This is a genomic window from Actinomycetota bacterium, assembly GCA_004297305.1.
Taxonomy (GTDB): domain Bacteria; phylum Actinomycetota; class Actinomycetes; order S36-B12; family FW305-bin1; genus FW305-bin1.
The window spans coordinates 213,504-231,753 of the sequence record SCTR01000007.1 but is presented as its reverse complement, the minus strand read 5'-3'; the positions used below and the strand labels follow the sequence as shown (position 1 = coordinate 231,753).

Sequence of the window (18,250 nt, the reverse complement as noted above, 5' to 3'; positions counted from 1 at the left end):
GTCAGCCGGTGCGGCCGAGGTACGAACCGTCCCGGGTGTCCACCTTGACCTTGGTCCCGGTGTCGACGAACAGCGGGACCTGGATCTCCGCACCGGTCTCCAGCGTCGCCGGCTTCGTGCCCCCGGTGGAACGGTCGCCCTGCAGGCCGGGCTCGGTGTACGTGATCGTGAGTTCCACCGACGCCGGCAGTTCGACGTACAACGGGTCTCCGTCGTGCGTCGCGACCACGGTGTCCTGGTTCTCCAGCAGGAAGCGGGCGGCATCGCCGACCGTGGCGTTGGACACCGACAGCTGGTCGAAGGTCTGGGTGTCCATGAAGACCCAGTCGTCGCCGTCCCGGTAGAGGTACTGCATCGCCCGCTTGTCGACGTTGGCCGTCTCGACCTTGACCCCGGCGTTGAACGTCTTGTCGACGACCTTGCCCGACAGCACCGCCTTCAGTTTCGTCCGCACGAACGCGGGACCCTTGCCCGGCTTCACGTGCTGGAACTCCACCACGGTCCACAGCTGGCCGTCGATACTCAGGACGATCCCGTTCTTCAGGTCGTTGGTCGTGGCCACTGCTGCGCTCTCCCGCGTTGCTCGGTCGACCCGCGTTGCTCGGTCGACGTTGTGTGGTCGATCTCGATCGGACAGTTCGTCATACGGTGTGCCAGGCCGAGCCGGCATACCGCGCGGTCAACCCAGCACGAGCAGGTCTCGCGGCGACGCGGTGAGCGACTCCGAACCCGGACCCGTCACCAGCAGGGTGTCTTCGATCCGGACACCGCCGCGACCCGGCAGGTACACCCCGGGCTCGATGGTGACCAGCGTGCGGTCGCACAGACTACCGGGGACGCCCCGGGCGAGCAGCGGCGCCTCGTGGATCTGCAGGCCCACGCCATGGCCGAGGCCATGCCCGAAATGGTCGGCGTGTCCGGCCGCGGCGATGACCTGCCGAGCAGCGGCGTCAACGGTCGCGACGTCCGCTCCGGCGGCCAGCGCCGCTCGCCCGGCCTCCTGCGCCGCGGCCACCAGGTCGTGGAGCTCCTGCTGCCACGGCCGGGCCGGGGCCCCGACGACGAAGGTCCGGGTCTCGTCGGCGTGATAGCCGTCGAGCAACGCGCCGAAATCGATCTTGAGCAGGTCGCCCGGCTGGACGGCCCGGTCGGTCGGCCGGTGGTGCGGGACGGCCGAGTTCGGACCAGCGGCCACGATGGTGTCGAACGACGGCCCGTCGGCCCCGCACTCGTTGAGCAACCACTCCAGCCGCCGCGCGATGGCCCGTTCGGTGAGGCCGGCACGAAGCTGCGGCAGCAGACGGCCGAGCGCCTCGTCGGTGATCCGGCACGCGTGCCGCAGTGCGGCGATCTCCTCGTAGTCCTTGACGATCCGCAGTTCTTCGACGACGTCGGTGGTGGGCACGAGGACCGGCCCGGTACGCGGCAGGGCGGCGTACCCGGCGACGGTGACATGCCCCGCCTCGAACGCGAGCCGCTCGACGCCCTGGTCGGTGGCCGCGGCGACCAGGGCCACCGGGCCGTCCCGCGTCACCAGCAGCGGTACCGCCGGGCACTGCTGCGAGGCCTGCACGACATAGCGGGAGTCGGTCGCCAGGGTGACGTCCGCCGCGGTGACCAGCAGGGAAGCGTTGCTGCCGGTGAACCCGGTGAGGTACCGGACGTTGACCGGCGAGGTGACCAGGAACGCGTCGGCTCCTTGCGCGTCGGTGGCGAGCCAGTCCCGCAGGCGCCGCAGCCGGGTCGGGAAAGCCGTGGTCATGGCCGCAGCGTACGGAGGCAGCTAGGCGCCGCGGGCACACCTGGCGTGCCGACGGTGCACCGGCAAACGCGCTCGCGCGGCGATGCGCTCAAGGGAGTGCCATGGCATGTCGACGCCAACGGCGTGCCACCGACCAGCCTGCCCAGTCAACTCTCGCGTACCTGGCACGGCCGAACCGGCGCCTGGTTCGGTGGCGCTTCGTTGTTCCGCGCCGTTGCGAAGGCCGCGGACCGCTGGCCGTGGCTCGTCGTGCTGCTCACCACCGTCACTGCTGCGCTGCTCAACTCGGACCTTGCTATGGGAGCAACGGACTGGAACATCTTCGCCGGTCCAGGGCGCGGCTTCTGGATCGGCGATGCGGGGGCGCTGCTCAGTGACCCAGTGGTGCAAGCCGGACCGCTGACGCTCATCGGAGTGGGCCTCATCGACATTCTCATCCAGGTCGATGAGCCGTGGCACAACGCCTTGAGCGTCATCGTGTGCTGCACGCTGTCCTGCGCGGGCCTGATCATTCTCGTGCGCGTTGTGACCCGCGGCGCGGGGGCGCTCCAACGCGGTGCCCTGGTTATCGGCGCCGTCGGCCTGGCGGTGACGTGGACCTTCTTGCGAGGCAACAACGGACATCCGACCCATGTCTTGCTCCCGATCCTGTGGTTCTTGGCGGCGCGCGCCCTGCAGCGTGGCATGGGTGGCCGCGCAGGCTGCTATCTCGGTATCGCCCTTGGCCTGGACACGTGGGGCATCTTCGGTGCTGGCCTGGTGCTGGCCAGCGACCGGCCACGCACCGGGCTGCGCGCCTGCGCTGCAGGCGTCGGCGTGGCGGCCCTGTGCTGGGTTCCCTTCGCGCTGTCCGGGCCAGTGCGTTCCTTCGACCTGGCATGGGCCGCGTCGCCCGGTTCGCTGCCGGGACTCCTCTTCGAGGATGTGACGGTCCCCTGGTCGTACCGGCTGTGGCAGGGTCTGCTGTGTGTCATCGTAGGAGCGCTAGCAGCGATCTGGCTCCGTCGATCTCCCGACCTATGCTGGGTGTTTCCCCTCGTCGTCGTCGGCGCACGGCTGGTGACTGATCCGATCTTCTTTGCCTACTATCGAACTCCGCTCCAGCTGATGGCGTTGGTAGGGACCTGCGCCCTGATCAGCAGGCGCGACAAGCGATGGATCTGGGCGGCACTCACGTGCTATCTGGCAGCGCTCACGATTCCTGCCGGACTGTTCATCTCCCAAGCGCCAGTGATGATCTGCATCGTCGTCCTCGCCTGGGTGCTGCGCAGCCAGCCGCCCCACGGGCCGGCTCAGGCCGCCGACACGATTCCGCCCGGCGTCGCCGGAACGTACCGACCGGTGGCACCCGGCGGCCTCAGTTCGCTGCGCTGACCTCGTCGTAGGCGGCAACCAGCAGGCTCGGATCGGGGCCTTCCAGCAGTGCCGGCGCGCCGATGCGGTCGAGCACGATGAACCGCAGCAGGTCACCGCGCGTCTTCTTGTCCACCTTCATCGCCTCAAGCAGGGCCGGCCAGCGGCCCGGCTGATAGCTGACCGGAAGACCCACGGCCGCAAGGACATCCCGGTGTCGGTCGACGTCGCGATCCGACAGCCGGCCGGCCAGCCGGGCGAGTTCGGCCACGTACACCATGCCCACCGCGACGGCGGCGCCGTGACGCCAGCGGTACCGCTCGACGCGTTCGATCGCATGACCGAACGTGTGGCCGTAGTTCAGGACCTCCCGGCCCGCGGCGCCGGCTCCGGTCTCCCGGAAGTCGCTCGCCACGACAGCGGCCTTCACCGCAATCGACCGCTCGATGAGTTCCCGGGTGTGCGGACCGTCCAGCCGGGTCGCACCACCGGGGTCGGCATCGACCAGGTCGAGGATCCGCGGATCGGCGATGAAGCCGCATTTGACGACCTCGGCGAGGCCGGACACGAAATCGTTGTGAGGCAGCGACTCCAGCGTGGCCAGGTCACAGATGACGCCGGCCGGTTCGTGGAACGAACCGACGAGATTCTTGCCCTCGGCGGTGTTGATGCCGGTCTTGCCGCCGACGGCGGCGTCGACCATGCCGAGCAGGGTGGTCGGCAACTGGACAACTCTTACGCCCCGAAGCCAGGTGGCCGCGACGAAGCCGGCGAGGTCGGTGGTGGCTCCCCCGCCGACACCGACGATCGCGTCACTGCGAGTGAAACCCGCCTGGCCGAGCACCCCCCAGCAGAACGCTGCGACCTCGGCGGTCTTGGCCTCCTCGGCGTCGGGGGTCTCGATCGCGATCGCCGCGTAGCCCGACGCGACCAGGTCCTCGCGGACCGCCTCACCGGTCGCCCGCAGCGCCCGGGGGTGCACGACGGCCACGCGATGTACTTTGTCGCCCAAGAGCTTTGGGAGCTCGCCGAGCAGGCCGGCGCCCACGAGCACGTCGTACGGCGCGGCACCGCGAACCGTGATCCGGGTCGTCGCGGTCATCGCCGTACCGCAGGGTCCAGGGCGGCAACGGCCGCGTCGACGACCTCGTCGGGCGTCCGGCCGTCGGTGTCGACGACGGCAGTGGCGACCTCGGCGTACCACGCCGAACGCTCAGCCAGCATCGAACCCAGTTGCGCGCGAACGTTTCCCAGCAGCAGGGGTCGTGCGGTGTTCATCCCCACCCGCGACGCAGCATCGGCCAACGACACCCGCAACCACAGCACCTGCTGGCCGGCCAGTTGCCGGCGAGTGTCCGGGTGCAGTACGGCGCCGCCGCCAAGCGCCAACACACCATCGTGGTCGGTCAATGCCGCGGCGACAGCCTGGTGCTCCAATTCCCGGAACGCCGGTTCGCCCTGCTGTACGAAGATTTCCGCGATCGTTCGGTGCGCCAACGCCTCCACGTCGGCGTCGGTGTCCCGGAAGCTCACCCCCCAGCGGTCGGCCAGGGCACGCCCGACGGTCGTCTTGCCGGCGCCGGGAGCCCCGACGAGGACGACCAGAGGTCTCATGACGGATCCGGCGGCGGTCAGCGGACCGTGAGGTGGTCGAGGTACGACGCGACGTTACGACGGGTCTCCGCCACCGAGTCGCCACCGAACTTCTCCGTCACTGCGTCGGCCAGCACCAACGCCACCATGGCCTCGGCGACCACGCCCGCAGCGGGAACGGCACACACGTCCGACCGCTGGTGGTGGGCCTGGGTCGGCTCGCCGGTCGCGACATCGACGGTGCGCAGGGCGCGCGGAATAGTGGATATCGGCTTCATCGCGGCACGGACCCGCAGCAGTTCGCCGGTGCTCATGCCTCCTTCGACCCCACCGCTGCGACCGGACGTCCGCCGCAGTCCGCCGTCACCCGGCACGATCTCGTCCTGGGCCTTCGAGCCACGGGTCCGGGCCAACTCGAACCCGTCGCCGAGTTCGACGCCCTTGATGGCTTGGATACCCATCAGCGCGCCGGCCAGCCGGGAGTCCAGGCGACGGTCCCAGTGCACGTGCGAACCCAGGCCGGGCGGCAGGCCGTGGACCACGACCTCGACAACTCCGCCGAGCGTGTCGCCCTCGTCGTGCGCGGCGTCGACTTCGGCCTGCATCGCCGCACTGGCCACCGGATCCAGACAGCGAACCGGGTCGGCGTCGAGCGTGGCGACGTCGGTTGCCAGCGGAATCCGTTCGGAGGCCGAGCGGACGGTGCCGAGCTCGACGACGTGGCTGACGACCTCGACGTCGGCCGCTTGCCGGAGGAAGGCCCGGGCCACCACTCCCAGCGCGACCCGAGCCGCTGTCTCACGAGCACTCGCGCGCTCCAGCACCGGCCGGGCCTCGTCGAAGCCGTACTTCTGCATGCCCGCCAAGTCAGCGTGTCCGGGGCGAGGACGGGTCAGCGCCGCGTTGCGGGCGAGGCCGGCCAGCACCTGCGGATCGACCGGGTCCGGAGCCATGACCTGCTCCCACTTCGGCCACTCGCTGTTGGCGACGCGCACCGCCACCGGGCCGCCCATTGTCAGACCGTGCCGGACGCCCCCGAGAAACTCGACCTCGTCGCGCTCGAACGCCATGCGCGCGCCACGGCCGGCGCCGAGCCGGCGGCGGGCGAGGTGTTCGGCCAGCTCGGCGGTCGTGACGGCAATACCCGCCGGCAGCCCCTCGACGATCCCGACGAGGGCCGGGCCGTGGGACTCCCCCGCGGTCAGCCAGCGCACCATGGGCGTCATCCTGTCACGGTCGCGGTGCGTCACCTGCCGAGGCGGCCGCCGGGTCGATCAGCCGACGACGGTGCTGCTCCCGGTGCACAGCGCGATGTTCTGATCGCCGTACAGGAACCCTGCGCACCCGCCCGGGAAGACGGCGTACATCTGGAAGGACTTGGCGAAGGTCTGACCGGCCTTGACGTCGTAGCGCTTGCCGTTGACCTTGGCGACGGCGGTCTGCTCCGCCTGGTTGGCAGACACCAGTTGCAGTGTCGTGGCCGTGGCCGCTGAGGCCGTCGGGGCCGCGGCTCCCGACGTGGTCGTCCCCGCGGTGGGAGCGGTCGTCGCGCCGGCCGTCGTCCCCGACGTCGGCGCCGCGGTCGTCGCGCGGGACGCACCCGGCAGCGGCCCGAACGGGTTCTTGTTCGTGACCTGCTGCAAGGTGGCGGTGGGCGTCGGCGCCGCCGTCGCGCTCGGCTTCGCCGACACGGTCGTGCGAGGCGCCGGTACCGGGCCCAGGTCCTCCTCACCGCCGCCGGAACTGGTGAGCAGGTACACCCCCAGCCCGGCCAGCACGACGACCGCGAGTAGGGCGACGACGAGCAGCGGGCGACGGTTCTTCGCTTCCTGCTGCGCGCCGGGCGGAAGAGTCTGTTGCGACATCGGTGCCCCTCAGGAGGCCGCGGCCGGAGCCGGGCTGGCCGTGGCAACGGACTGCAAGCCCGGCGCCATGAAGACGTTGCTGTCCAGCTGCAGGCTCAGTGAGCCGGAACCCGAACTCGCCGATCCTGTACTGGCCGATCCCGAGCCGGCCGAGTTGGAACCTCCCGAGCCGCCAGCGCAGGAGCCCTTTACGCCCAGCGTCATGCTGGTGATGAGCATGGCTCGCTGCATGGTCTCGAGCCGGCTCAGGAACAGCTTCGCGTTGGCGAAGGAACCAGTGGCGCACAGCGTGATCGGGATGGCCGACACGCTCGACGTGGCTGGCGCCGGCGCGCTCGCCGCGTTCGGCGTCGCGGCCGGGCTGGCGGTCGCGGCTGGATCGCTCGACGACGGTGCCGGGGCACCGGTGGCAGCGGCCGTCGGATTGGTGACCGGGATCGGCGGGCTGGGTGCGAGGGAGAGAATCTCCACCCCGGTCCCGGCCGCGAGATCGGAGAAGGTGCGAACCAGGCTGGGTAGGTCGGCGGTCGGCGGCATCTGCTGCCCCATGGTTGCCAGCTTCGCCTGCTGCGCAGGCAATCCTGCCTGCTGTGCCTTCAGCTGGGCGATCTGGGTTTGCAATGCGGCGTTGGCCTGGTCGACATCGGCAGCCTGCGCGGTCAGCTCGTCGGCAGAAGAACTCTGCGGCGCGACGACCACGAAGTAGCCGGCGATCAGGACGAGAACAGCCACGATGGCGCCCGCGGCAAGCCAGGTGCGAGGTCGGTTCAGCATGGTTCAGCTCCCCGTCTTCGTGCCGTCGTACCGGTGCGACAGCGCCGCCTCGGTCAGGTTCGCCGTCGACCCGTACTTCCAGACACTCAACCCGGACGCGGCGTCCGTAGTGAAGGCGGCCTGGGAGAAGAAGACATCCGACATCGTCGGGAGCTTGCCGAGCCCGTCCAGCCAGTCGGCGATCGTGTTCAACGTCGTGGCGTCCACCTGGAACGTCACCGCGCCGACCGACGGCACTGTGGGTGCCTGGTTGCCCGTAGCGGCCGGGGCAGCCGCCGTACCGACCGGCGGCTTCGCCAGCGTCGCGGTCATGCTGGTGATCGACGACGTCGGTGGCGTGACATAGGTCAGGTCGTTCAGGACGCTGGACCACCGCACGTCCTGGCCCATGGCCAAGGTGAGCTGCGCCTGCGCATCCGCCACGGCGGCGTACGTCGCGGGGACGGCGGCGTAGGTGCGGGCCTGGCTCTTCAGCTGACTGTTGGTCGCCTGGGAGGCGTCGAGGGTCGTCTGCGCGTCAGCCACCGCGCCGTTGCCCATCACGTAGCCGGCCCCGACGACCACGACCGCCAGCGCCACGGTGCCACCAGCGATCAGCTTGGCCCGCCGCAGATTGGTGCGGCGCTGATAGCCCGGCGGCAGCAGGTTGACCCTGGGATGCACGCCCGTCCGCACCCCGACTGCGGTCGAGGTCTCGGTGGCGCTCATGACGCCGCCCCGAGGGCCAGTCCGACCGGCACGACGGCCAGCGGCTCGACGAAGCCGAGCTGATCGGCGTCCAGGCCGGTCCGGCCGAGCTTGAGGTGGGCGAACAGTCCGGCCTGCTCGACCGGGGCATTCACGACCTGGGCGAGTGCCTCGCGCAGGCCCGGAAGCAGTGCGCCACCACCGCTGACCAGCACCCGGTCCAGCGGCCCGGAGCCCGTCGTGGCCAGGTAGTACGACAGCGAGCCGCGAATCTCGTCGATGAGCGAATGCGCTGCGGCAGACATAGTGCGCGACACCGCGACGGCGTCCAGATCGTCCGGAGGCGGCTCGGCGAGGCCGAGCGAGCGCTTCCATTGCTCACCGTCGGAGTAGCCCATGCCCATCCGTTCCACGAGCGCCTCGGTGACGTCGTCGCCGCCCATGAGCAGGATCCGCACGAACCGCGGCACACCGCCTTCGTGGATGACGATGTTGGTCACGTCGGCCCCGATGTCGACGATGACCTCCGGCCGGCTCTGCAGCCCGAGGTGGTCGGCACCGGACACCGCGCGCAGCACGGCGAAGGAGGTCAGGTCGACGCCGGTGGGCGACAGGCCGGCGGCGATCACCGCCTCGACGCTGGTGGCGACCATGTCGGCCGCGACCGCGACGAGCAGCCCGGTACGGATCCGCGCCCCGGCCTGGTCCGTCCCTTCGGCGAGCGTGACGAAGTCGAGGACCGCCTGGTCCACCGGCATCGGAACCAGATCGGCGACCAGCAGCGGCAGGGATTCCCGCAGTTCTGATTCGGCGAGCCAGGGCAACTCGACCTGACGGACCACGACGCGCTGGTTGGCCACGCCGAGCACGACTCGCTTGCTGCGGAAGCGCACCTTGCTCCACAACGAGCGCAGCGCCGCAGTGACCGCCGCGGGATCCATCACTTCGCCGTCGTGGACGGCGCCGGCCGGCAACGGCACCTGTCCGAACCGCTCGAGGGTGACCGAGCCGCGGCTGAGCGACACCTCGGCGGCGCGCACGCTCGTCGTCCCGATATCGAGACCGATCGCGGTGTGTCGGGGCACGGGGTACTCCTTGCGGTCGGGTCGGGCGCGTCGCGCCGGCTCTTGTCAGTCGTGGTGCAGTCAGGCGGGCTGTGGTCATCCGCCGTTCCGTGTGCTGGATCGGCACGCACCGTGGGCTTCTTGAGCCGTCAGAGTGGTTCGACCTCACCGCGCGTCAACGACGCAGTACGGCGCCAGCTCGGTCAGCGGTTCGACCCGCTGTCAGCGGCCGAGCACTCCCCCGACGTACCAGTCGGTGAGAACCGGCGCGATGAGGATCGCGACCAGAGCGCCCAGCAGCATGAACGGGCCGAACGGCAACGCAGATTTCCGTCCCGCCCGGCCGGTGACCATCAGCACGATTCCGACCACGCCGCCCAGCACGAAACCGAAGAAGGCCCCCACGACCAACTCAGCCCACCCCAGCCAGCCGAGGAACAGACCCAGCACACCGGCGAGTTTCACGTCGCCCCAGCCCATCCCGGCCGGGTAGATGAACGCGAGCGCGAAGTAGAAGCCGTAGAGGGCGGCGGCGCCCAACCAGGCACGCAGGTAGGCCGACCAGTCGCCGTCAGCGATCGCGGGCACCAGCAGCAGGAGTCCACCCACCAGGTACGACGGCAGCACGATCGCGTCCGGCAATCGCCGGACGTCGAGGTCGATGACCGCCAGCGCCGTCCCGGCCGCCGCCAGATAGAGGAATGCCGGCAATGCCCAGCTGGCGCCGAAGTGCCAGGCCAGCAACCCGAACAGCGCGCCGGTCCCCAACTCCACCAAGGGATACCGCCAGCCGATCACCGTCCCGCAGTCCCGGCACCGCCCACGTAGCAGCAGCCACGACACGACCGGAATGTTGTCCCGGCCCCGAACGCGATGCCCGCAACCGGGGCAGTGCGACCCCGGCCTGACCACGCTCTCGCCCCGCGGCACCCGCCAGATCACGACGTTGAGGAAGGAACCGACGAGCAGGCCCAGCAGCGTGCACGCGACGATCAGGCCCGGGTGCACGGGCGCAGACTAGTAGCCGCGCACCCGGGGAGTCGCGCCGATCAGCCCGTGGTCTCCCGGGTGTTGCGATTCGCCGCATCCACGAGGTTCGGCGGTGCGTTCCACTTCTGCGCCAGCGAGCCGTCGCAGGTGCCGACGCGGACCGTCGACCACTGACTGAGCGAGATGTTGGTGGTGTAGGCCGGATAGCCGCTCGGTCCGGTACCCAGGCAGCGGCCGTTGCTGTCGACGATGGTGTAGCTGGTGGCGTAGTTCCCCGTGTCGCCGTTCTTGGTCCACTGCTGACTGGCCTGCCCGTTGCAGGTCGGCGTGGTCACGAAGTAGTTGGCGGCATTGGTACTGGTCTGGACGCAGTAGTTCGTCCCACTGAGCGTGACATACATCGGCCCGCTTGAACCGGTGCTCGGCCACGTCAGGTACTGGTTCCAGGTGACCTGCGCCCCGGGGGTCGGATCCTGCTTACAGGGCCACACGATCATGAACTGTGAGCTTGTCGACTGGTTCGTCACGTCGAAGCAGCGACCGAACTCCTGGTAGTTGACCAGCTGGTGCGTGCCGTTGCCGGCTGCCGCCGTACCTACCTTCGCCTCGGGCTTCCAGGTGTTCTTGCGGTTGTACGTTGCACCGCAGACCTGGCTCATCACCAGAGGCGAGCCGGCACTGTTCTCGGTCTGCTCGTCGATGCAGTAGTTGGACAGCCCGGTCCGCGCCGCGTTCTCGGCACGGAACTGCGCCACGTCGTTGAAACTCCACTGGTACCGGCCGTCGGTCACGCTACCGAGTGGGCATGGCCGGAAGGTCACGTACTTCGGATCGCTGACGGTGTAGTCGCCGTACACGCACATGCCGCCGACACCACTGGTCGTCTGGGTTGTCGTCAACACCAGGGTGTAGTTGGTCTGGTAGGAGAACAACTGCGTGGCGGACCCCGGGGCGCACGCCTCGACGTAGAGCCTGGCCCCGTTCGCGGGGGCGTTCGAGTGGGCGTCGAAGCACAGGTCGATGCTTGACGCATTCCCGTCCGGGTACGAGTGGATCAGTCCGCCGGAGACGTTCTGGTTCGTCAGCCGGAAGTTGTAGATGGTCTCGAGACTACGGTCTCCCGCCGCGACCCCCTGGGCGCCGACGTTGGCGCCGTCGCCAGCGGACTCCAAGAGTGCGAACGAGGGCACGACCGGAGGACCGGCGCCGGGCGTGCATGACAGGGCGTTGGTCGTCCGCCAGGCTGCGGTCTGACCGGACGGGTCGTCGCTGTAGTAGCGGATCGTGACGGTGTAGGTGAGGTTCGCGCTTCCGGCGACGTTGCCGGTCAGTGGACCACACGGCAGATCCGCCCGGTCACCGACGAGCTTCGTCGCGTCGGCCGGGTCCACCATGCTGGCTGCCCGGATCTGGCCCATCGCGACGTCCAGCCCGGACTCGGCCGCCGCCAGCGTCTGTGTCGTCTTGCGATTCAGCTGGGTCGGCAGCGACTGGGCGAGCACCATCCCGAGCAGCAGCGTGCTCAGCGCCGCAGCAACGAGGATGCAGAACATCACCAGGATGAGGGCGGCGCCGTCGTCGTTCCGGCGATGCAGCCGTGCGGCCAGACGTGCGACAGAAAGTCGTGTCAGCGTTCGGTTGGTCGTCATGGGCGTCCCACCTGAGTACAGACCTGGTTGTCACTCACGCCGTTGCCATCGTTGTCGGCATTGGAACTCGTCGAGATCGAGGTGTTCCGAGCGACGAAGGTGCTCTTCAGTTGCGTGTCCTGGCTGCCCCGCCCGGACAGCAGCCACACCGTGAGGCGCTGCTTGGTGTACGTGGCGTCGGCGGGCAGCAGCACGAAGGGTGGCTGGGTCGCAGGGTCGTTGGTGATTCGCGAGGCGACGGTGGTCCAGGCGGTCGGAGTCACGGTCGCACCGCTGGTGTCGTTCACCCAGGTGCGGGTCTCGAGCAGATCGGTCGTCCCGCTGACGCGCCACTGGGTGCACGTGGGCTGCACACCGGGAGCGGTGGCATCGATGAGGTACTCCAGATACCACGTCTGCCCGCCGACCAGCACCGGCCGGTTCACTCCGGACGAATAGCGCAGTTGCCGGTCGAAGGCGTTCATCGCCCGCTGCAGCTCCGCGGTGGCGTTGACATCGTCCTGGACCGCCACAGTGTCCTTCGTCATCGTGACGACCGCGGCACCGAACACCGCGAGTAGCACACTGAAGATGCCCATCGCGACGATGAGCTCGACCAAGCTAAAGCCGGCGTCGGACTCGTGGCGCTTCCGCCGCCGGAGGTGGCGGATCACGTCGTCACCGAGATCGTGACGGTCGCGGTGTTGGACGTCCGGCCCCAGATGTCGGTGAGACGGTAGGTCACCGTCACGTTGCCCCTGAAGGTGCCCGACGAGGTGTACCGGATGACACCGCCACTCTGCACAGAGGCGGTGCCCTGTGAGGTGCTGGTGCCCTGGCGCACCGGGCCGCTGACGATCGTGACGGTAACGGCGGTGGCGTACGTGTCGTTGGTCAGCACGCTGACGTTGACGACGTTGCCGTTGCGCTTCACCGTCGCCGTGTCGTTGACCGCGGTCGGCACGGCCGGCTGAGCGACGTTGATCTGATCGGTCACCGTGCTGGAGGTCTGGCCGTACGGATCCGTCAGACGGTAGGCGAAGGTCGTCGAGCCGTAGAAGTTGGTCGCCGGGGTGAACGTCACGGTTCCGTTGGCGTTGAGCACGACGGTGCCCTGCGCCGCGGACGGCACCTGCGTCAGCGTCACCGTCAACGGCGTGGCGCCGGTGTCGTTGCCGAGGATGCTGAACGTGGACGGCGTGTTGAACGAGCCGGTGAGCGTCTCGGCCACGGCGACCGGCGGCCCGTAGACCGTGAACGTCACCGTCGCGGTGTTGGAAACCTGGCCGAACGGGTCGGTGACGCGGTACGTGAACGAACTGGTCCCCGTCCAGCTGTTCTTCGCGGTGAAGGTCGTGGTCCCGGTCCCGCTGCTCGCTGAGAGTGTGCCGTAGGCGCTGTTGGGCGCCGACACGATCGACCAGGTGAGTGGACCGGTCCCGGTGTCGTTGGACAGGAAGTCGACCGTGGTCGACCCGTTGCGGGCCAGCGAGATCGTGCTGTTGCCCGCTGTCGGCGCGGTCGGCAGCGTCACGGTGACCGACACGGTGGCCGTGTTGGACGTCTGGCCGAACGCATCCGTCACCCGGTAGGTGAAGCTCGCCGTGTAGGGGGCCACGTTCGTCGCCGGAGTGTAGGTAATGGAACCGCTGGCACCGACAACCGCGCTACCGCTCGCCGGTGGCGTGACGATGCTCGTCGTCAGCGTCCCGGTCCCCGAGTCGTTGCCCTGCACCGGGACGACGACCGAGGCATTGCCCGGCGTCGTCGCGGCGTCGTTCGCGGCCACCGGGGCCGGCGGGGGACTCACCGTGATCAGTACGGTCGCATCGTTCGAGCGGACACCGAGGGTGTTGCTGACGTTGTAGGTGAATGAGTCCGTGCCGACGTAATTGGTCGCCGGCGTGTAGTTGATCGTGCCGTCCGGTCGCACGCTGACCGTCCCGTGGGATGGAGACGTCGCGACGACCACGCTGGTGATATCCAGCGATCCGGTGTCGTTGCCGAGCACGTCGATGTTGACCAGCGTGTTGTACGGCGTCGTCGCCGCGTCGTCGGTGGCGACCGGCACGGCCTGGTTGGTGTTGAAGGTCTTGTCGCTGCTGGGGTCGATGAGCGACGACACGACGTACTGGCAGGGCCCACCCGAGCACGCCGTTGCAGTCCCCCAGGTGACCGAGACGATGACGCGGAACATGAGGACCGAGCCAGCTGGCGCTCCCGCGGTCGGCACACACGCGGTCGACGCAGTGCCGGCGGCTCGCATGCAGGTCCCGAGGTAGGTCTGCGCGGTGAACGTGGTCGTCCCGACGAGCACCGTGCTGGACAGCGGGACAGTCGGCGTGGAGCCGCTGGTGGCAGTCGGGTCCCAGACGTTGTCCGTCTGCCCCAATGGCGTAAGGAGGGCCGTACCCGTCGCGGCGTTCCACTGGGTAGTCACTGCGGTAGAGAACCGGCCGCGAACGATCGCGCTATTGCCTGCGGCTCCGCCGTCCGGAATTCGCGGCGAGACGGTCCGAGCATTCTCCAGTACCTGGTTGGCCACCGACGTCGCCGCCTGACGATCGGAGTTCCCGTCGGCGGTCGCCATAGCCCGGATGAACAACGTCAGCAGCGAGGTGGAGAGCAGGCTCAGAATGGCCAGGGCGACGATGACCTCGATGAGAGTGAAGCCCGCATCAGGGCGGACGCGGCGGCGTAGAACCATTCCGCCGACCAGCCGCCTGATTGCCACGGTGCTCCTCCCTCAAGGTCGAGTTCCATCTCGGCTCAAATGTGGGGTAGCTGAAGGTCCACCCCTGGGCGATTCCCGGCCGAAGGCCCGCCGACACCATTGGTCGACGGGCCCTCGTTCCGTGAGACAGCTGCCGCTAGACAGCTCAGCTGGTCGTCGAGTATCCGGACGGGCACGCCGTCGACGTCGACGCCTGCAAGCCACCGGCATCGCTCACCCAGACCCAGGCCTGAGTTGCGCCGGTGTTGCTGCCGACCGCGCAGAAGGCGGTGTGCGTGGCATTGGTCGTCACCGTGACGGAGTTGCCCGGCGACAGGGTGACAGCCTGGCCGATTGTGATGGTGCCGGTCGCAGCGGCGACAGGCAGGTAGGTGGCGTTCTTGTCGACGGCGTACGTCTCCTCCTGGTTGGCCACCGTCCGCAGGTCCGACTTGATCGAAGCGTCGACGCCCTTCTTCCGCTGGTTCAGGAAGACCGGGATCGCGATGGCGGCGAGGATGCCGATAATGATGATGACCACGAGGAGCTCGATGAGGGTAAAGCCCTCTTCGCGCTTCTCCATGGAGTTGCGCAGGCGGCGCATCATGTCTGGTGACCTCCGAGATGATGACGATGATCAGGCCGCCCCGTGTGGAACGAGCCTTCGTGCAAGGACAGTTCGGTTATCGGCCGAAGATCGCGGCACTTGAGGCGCCAAGCGAACCAACTGCGCCGTTCGGGCGAATCGCCCTCAGAAGCCGGCGCAATCGGTGACGGTCGCGGGTTGCAGCCCCCCAGCATTGGACTTGTAGACCTGTGGCTGCGTGGCAGACGGATTGGACCCGACGGCACAGAAGGCGCCCGAGTTGGCGCCCGAGCCCACCACAACAGTGACGCTGTTCCCCGGCGACAACCCCACCTGCGAGCCGATCGTGATGGCGGACCCCGACGACGTCTGCGCCAAGTACATCTTGTTGTCGATGAAGTAGCCCTCCTCCGCCTGGGCTACGCTGCGCAAGTCTGACTGCAGGGACGCATCGACGGACCGCTTGCGCTGGTTGAGGAAGACCGGGATCGCGATAGCAGCGAGAATCCCGAGGATCACGATCACGACGAGGATCTCGATCAGCGAGAATCCCGCATCGCGCCGGCTTGCCGAATGCGCCCTCTGCACCGGTACCTCCATCGTCGAGCGACGCGATGGCGTCACAGAGACAGTGATCGGCTACCGGCAGTGATTCCTTGAGCGTTCGGCCCCCTGCCAGCCGATCGCGGCCACGCTCAGTTGATGAGGTCGAAGATCTTGAAGATCGGCATGTAGAGCGCGATGATCATCGAACCGATGATGCCGCCGAGGACGGCGATCATCAGCGGTTCGATGAGCGAGGTCAGCGCCTCGGTGGTCGCCTCGACCTCCTGGTCGTAGAACTCCGAGATCTTGTACAGCATCGTGTCGAGGCTCCCGGTGTCCTCACCGACGGCCATCATCTGCACGATCATCGGGGGGAATACCGGGTGCCGGGACAGTGGCCGGGTCAACGACTCGCCCGACCGGACGCTCTCCTGCACCTCACGGACCGCCCGTGCGACCACGACGTTGCCGGAGGTGTCCGCCACGATGTCCAGCGACTGCAGGATCGGGACACCCGACCGCATCATCGTGCCGAGGTTGCGGGTGAAACGCGACAGCGCGATCTTCTGGAACAACGTGCCGAAGATCGGCAGCTTGAGCTTCAGCGGGTCGACCACGTTGCGGGCCCGGTCGGTGCGCTTGACCTTCTTCCAGACGATCACTCCGACGATGAGCAGCACGATGATCACCGGCAGGAGCAGTTTGAGCATGTCCGACAGGAAGACCAGGACTCGCGTCGGCGCCGGCAGTTCACCGCCGAGCGTCTTGAACATGTCGGCGAACGTCGGCACGATGAAGATCAACATGCCGACGACGGCGATGATCGCGATGACGAAGACGACGACCGGGTAGGTCATCGCGCTCTTCACCTTCCCGCGCAACCGGACGTCGGCCTCGAAGTTGGTGGCCAGCTGCAGCATGACGCCGTCGAGGAAGCCGCCGACCTCGCCGGCACGCACCATGTTGACCATGAGCGCCGGGAACACCTTGGGATGCTTGGCCAGGGCGGCCGACAGCGAGGTGCCGCCCTCGACCTCGCCGCGCACGACGCCCAGGACGCGGGCGAGTTCCTTGTTCGGGGTCTGGTCCTCCAGGATCGTCAGCGCGCGCAGCAGCGACAGGCCCGACGACAGCATCGTGGCGAACTGCCGCAGCATGACCGCGAGGTCCTTGAGCTTGACCCGCTTGCCCATCCCGGGGATGGACAACTCCATGTCCATCCCCTTGCCGGCCTCGGTGATCGACACCGGGGCGTAGCCCATGCTGCGCAGCTTCTGGGCGACTGCGGTGGGCGAGTCGGCGTCGATCTTGCCCTTGATGATGTGTCCGGTCCGGTCGCGGACGGCGTACTCGAACGTCGAGGTCGTGGCGGTGGCCATCTCGGTCGCTCCTTCAGGCTCGGCCGAGCAGGCGGTTGAAGTCCTCGAGGTGGTGACACTTCTCGACCCCGACCTCGTAGCTGATCCAGCCGGTCCGGACGAGTTCTGCCAGGTGCTGGTCGAGGGTGTGCATCCCGTGTTTCGCACCGGCCTGCATGGCCGAATAGATCTGGTGGGTCTTGCCTTCCCGGACCAGATTGCGAATCGCGGGCGTCGCGACCAGGACCTCGGTGGCCACCACTCGGCCCGAGCCGTCGGCGGTCTTGCACAACGTCTGGCAGACCACACCCTGCAGCGAGGCCGCCAGTTGCTGGCGTACCTGCGCCTGCTGGTGCGGCGGGAACACGTCGATGATCCGGTCGATGGTCTGCGCGGCATCCTGCGTGTGCAGCGTCGCATAGACCAGGTGGCCGGTCTCGGCCGCAGTCAGGGCGACCTGGATCGTCTCGAGGTCCCGCATCTCCCCGACGAGGATGATGTCGGGGTCCTGCCGCAGCACGTGCTTGAGCGCCTGGGCGAACGAGTGCGTGTCCTCGCCCACCTCCCGCTGGTTCACCAGGCACGCCTTGTGGCGATGCAGGAACTCGATCGGGTCCTCGACGGTCATGATGTGGTCGTGCCGGGTCCGGTTGGCCACGTCGAGAAGCGCCGCCAGCGTCGTCGACTTGCCCGACCCGGTCGGCCCGGTGACCAGGACGAAGCCGCGCGGCAGCGAGGCGAACGTCGACACCACCGGCGGTATGCCGAGCTCGTCCAACGTCTTGATCTCCGCCGGGATCAATCGGAACGCCGCACCGACGGACTCCCGCTGCAGGTACATGTTGACGCGAAACCGCGCCCGACCCGGCAGGGTGTACGAGAAGTCGAGTTCGCGTTCCTCCTCGAAGCGTTCCCGCTGGGACTGAGTCACCGCGGCATACATGAGGCGCTGCAGCACCGGTGAAGTGAGGACCGGGAATTCCTCCAGCGGGACCAGCGCGCCGTGGATCCGGACCGTGGGACGAGCGCCGTTGGTCAGGTGCAGGTCGGACGCCTTCGCCGCGATCATCCGCTCGAGCACGGTCGACAACGACAGGTCGTCGGCCCGCAGGACCTCCTCGGTCGTCGCCCGTCCGTAGTCGCCGGCCGCCGGCTGCGCCAAGCCGATCCCGGACGCCGCGGCAGCAGGTGCCGGGCCGGGCAGCGAGCCCCACGACTCGCCGGCCGGGGCGACCGGCGCCGCCGGCGACGGCACGAAACCACTGCTCTCCACGGTGACTCCTCGCTCGGTGTCCGGATCGGACGTCGAGGAGGTCATCGGCTGCCGCAGT

Annotated in this window: 18 protein-coding genes; 1 reads left to right on the top strand and 17 read right to left on the bottom strand. The window is 68.5% G+C overall.

The features are described from left to right. Position 1: 1 nt before the first annotated feature. Positions 2–562: an elongation factor P gene (gene efp, locus EPO13_06730; GenBank protein TAK69562.1), complete on the bottom strand. Its 561-nt coding sequence runs from the start codon at positions 560–562 to the stop codon at positions 2–4. A 117-nt stretch (positions 563–679) separates the two neighbouring features. Further along, complete coding sequence (locus tag EPO13_06725) at positions 680–1,762, bottom strand: aminopeptidase P family protein (GenBank protein TAK69561.1); 1,083 nt, start codon at positions 1,760–1,762, stop codon at positions 680–682. A gap of 54 nt (positions 1,763–1,816) precedes the next feature. Here EPO13_06725 and EPO13_06720 point away from each other — a divergent pair, with 54 nt between their 5' ends. After that, positions 1,817–3,136, top strand: a complete 1,320-nt coding sequence (locus tag EPO13_06720; protein ID TAK69560.1) for a hypothetical protein — start codon at positions 1,817–1,819, stop codon at positions 3,134–3,136. Here the strand turns inward: EPO13_06720 and EPO13_06715 are convergent. The 15 genes from EPO13_06715 to EPO13_06645 form a co-directional block, all read right to left on the bottom strand. Beyond that, the gene (locus tag EPO13_06715; protein ID TAK69559.1) at positions 3,120–4,217 is read right to left on the bottom strand and encodes a 3-dehydroquinate synthase; all 1,098 of its coding nucleotides are present in this window, start codon (positions 4,215–4,217) and stop codon (positions 3,120–3,122) included. The genes EPO13_06720 and EPO13_06715 overlap by 17 nt on opposite strands. Further along, positions 4,214–4,729 (bottom strand): shikimate kinase, encoded by a 516-nt coding sequence (locus EPO13_06710; protein ID TAK69558.1) that lies wholly within the window; start codon positions 4,727–4,729, stop codon positions 4,214–4,216. The genes EPO13_06715 and EPO13_06710 overlap by 4 nt, the downstream gene beginning before the upstream one ends. 17 nt (positions 4,730–4,746) lie before the next feature. Continuing rightward, positions 4,747–5,925, bottom strand: a complete 1,179-nt coding sequence (aroC, locus tag EPO13_06705) for a chorismate synthase (GenBank protein ID TAK69755.1) — start codon at positions 5,923–5,925, stop codon at positions 4,747–4,749. A gap of 57 nt (positions 5,926–5,982) precedes the next feature. Next, positions 5,983–6,573, bottom strand: coding sequence for a hypothetical protein (locus EPO13_06700; GenBank protein TAK69557.1), 591 nt, complete (start codon positions 6,571–6,573; stop codon positions 5,983–5,985). A 9-nt stretch (positions 6,574–6,582) separates the two neighbouring features. Continuing rightward, entirely contained in the window at positions 6,583–7,347 is a 765-nt protein-coding gene (locus EPO13_06695) for a hypothetical protein (protein TAK69556.1), read from the bottom strand. Between the two features lie 3 nt (positions 7,348–7,350). Next, positions 7,351–8,055, bottom strand: coding sequence for a hypothetical protein (locus tag EPO13_06690; protein ID TAK69555.1), 705 nt, complete (start codon positions 8,053–8,055; stop codon positions 7,351–7,353). Beyond that, complete coding sequence (gene pilM / locus EPO13_06685; GenBank protein TAK69554.1) at positions 8,052–9,119, bottom strand: type IV pilus assembly protein PilM; 1,068 nt, start codon at positions 9,117–9,119, stop codon at positions 8,052–8,054. Before pilM ends, EPO13_06690 begins: the two co-directional genes overlap by 4 nt. 201 nt (positions 9,120–9,320) lie before the next feature. Further along, positions 9,321–10,106, bottom strand: a complete 786-nt coding sequence (locus EPO13_06680; protein ID TAK69553.1) for a prepilin peptidase — start codon at positions 10,104–10,106, stop codon at positions 9,321–9,323. A gap of 41 nt (positions 10,107–10,147) precedes the next feature. Beyond that, positions 10,148–11,737, bottom strand: coding sequence for a hypothetical protein (locus EPO13_06675; protein ID TAK69552.1), 1,590 nt, complete (start codon positions 11,735–11,737; stop codon positions 10,148–10,150). Continuing rightward, a complete protein-coding gene (locus EPO13_06670; protein ID TAK69551.1) occupies positions 11,734–12,438 on the bottom strand; it encodes a prepilin-type N-terminal cleavage/methylation domain-containing protein in 705 nt (234 codons plus the stop codon). The genes EPO13_06675 and EPO13_06670 overlap by 4 nt, the downstream gene beginning before the upstream one ends. Further along, positions 12,387–14,450 (bottom strand): type II secretion system protein, encoded by a 2,064-nt coding sequence (locus EPO13_06665; GenBank protein TAK69550.1) that lies wholly within the window; start codon positions 14,448–14,450, stop codon positions 12,387–12,389. Before EPO13_06665 ends, EPO13_06670 begins: the two co-directional genes overlap by 52 nt. A gap of 145 nt (positions 14,451–14,595) precedes the next feature. Continuing rightward, positions 14,596–15,036 (bottom strand): prepilin-type N-terminal cleavage/methylation domain-containing protein, encoded by a 441-nt coding sequence (locus EPO13_06660; GenBank protein ID TAK69549.1) that lies wholly within the window; start codon positions 15,034–15,036, stop codon positions 14,596–14,598. Positions 15,037–15,180: 144 nt separating this feature from the next. Further along, positions 15,181–15,615: a prepilin-type N-terminal cleavage/methylation domain-containing protein gene (locus EPO13_06655; protein ID TAK69548.1), complete on the bottom strand. Its 435-nt coding sequence runs from the start codon at positions 15,613–15,615 to the stop codon at positions 15,181–15,183. 95 nt (positions 15,616–15,710) lie between these two features. Further along, positions 15,711–16,940, bottom strand: coding sequence for a type II secretion system F family protein (locus EPO13_06650; GenBank protein TAK69547.1), 1,230 nt, complete (start codon positions 16,938–16,940; stop codon positions 15,711–15,713). A 13-nt stretch (positions 16,941–16,953) separates the two neighbouring features. After that, the gene (locus EPO13_06645; GenBank protein ID TAK69546.1) at positions 16,954–18,237 is read right to left on the bottom strand and encodes a type IV pilus twitching motility protein PilT; all 1,284 of its coding nucleotides are present in this window, start codon (positions 18,235–18,237) and stop codon (positions 16,954–16,956) included. Positions 18,238–18,250 lie beyond the last annotated feature (13 nt).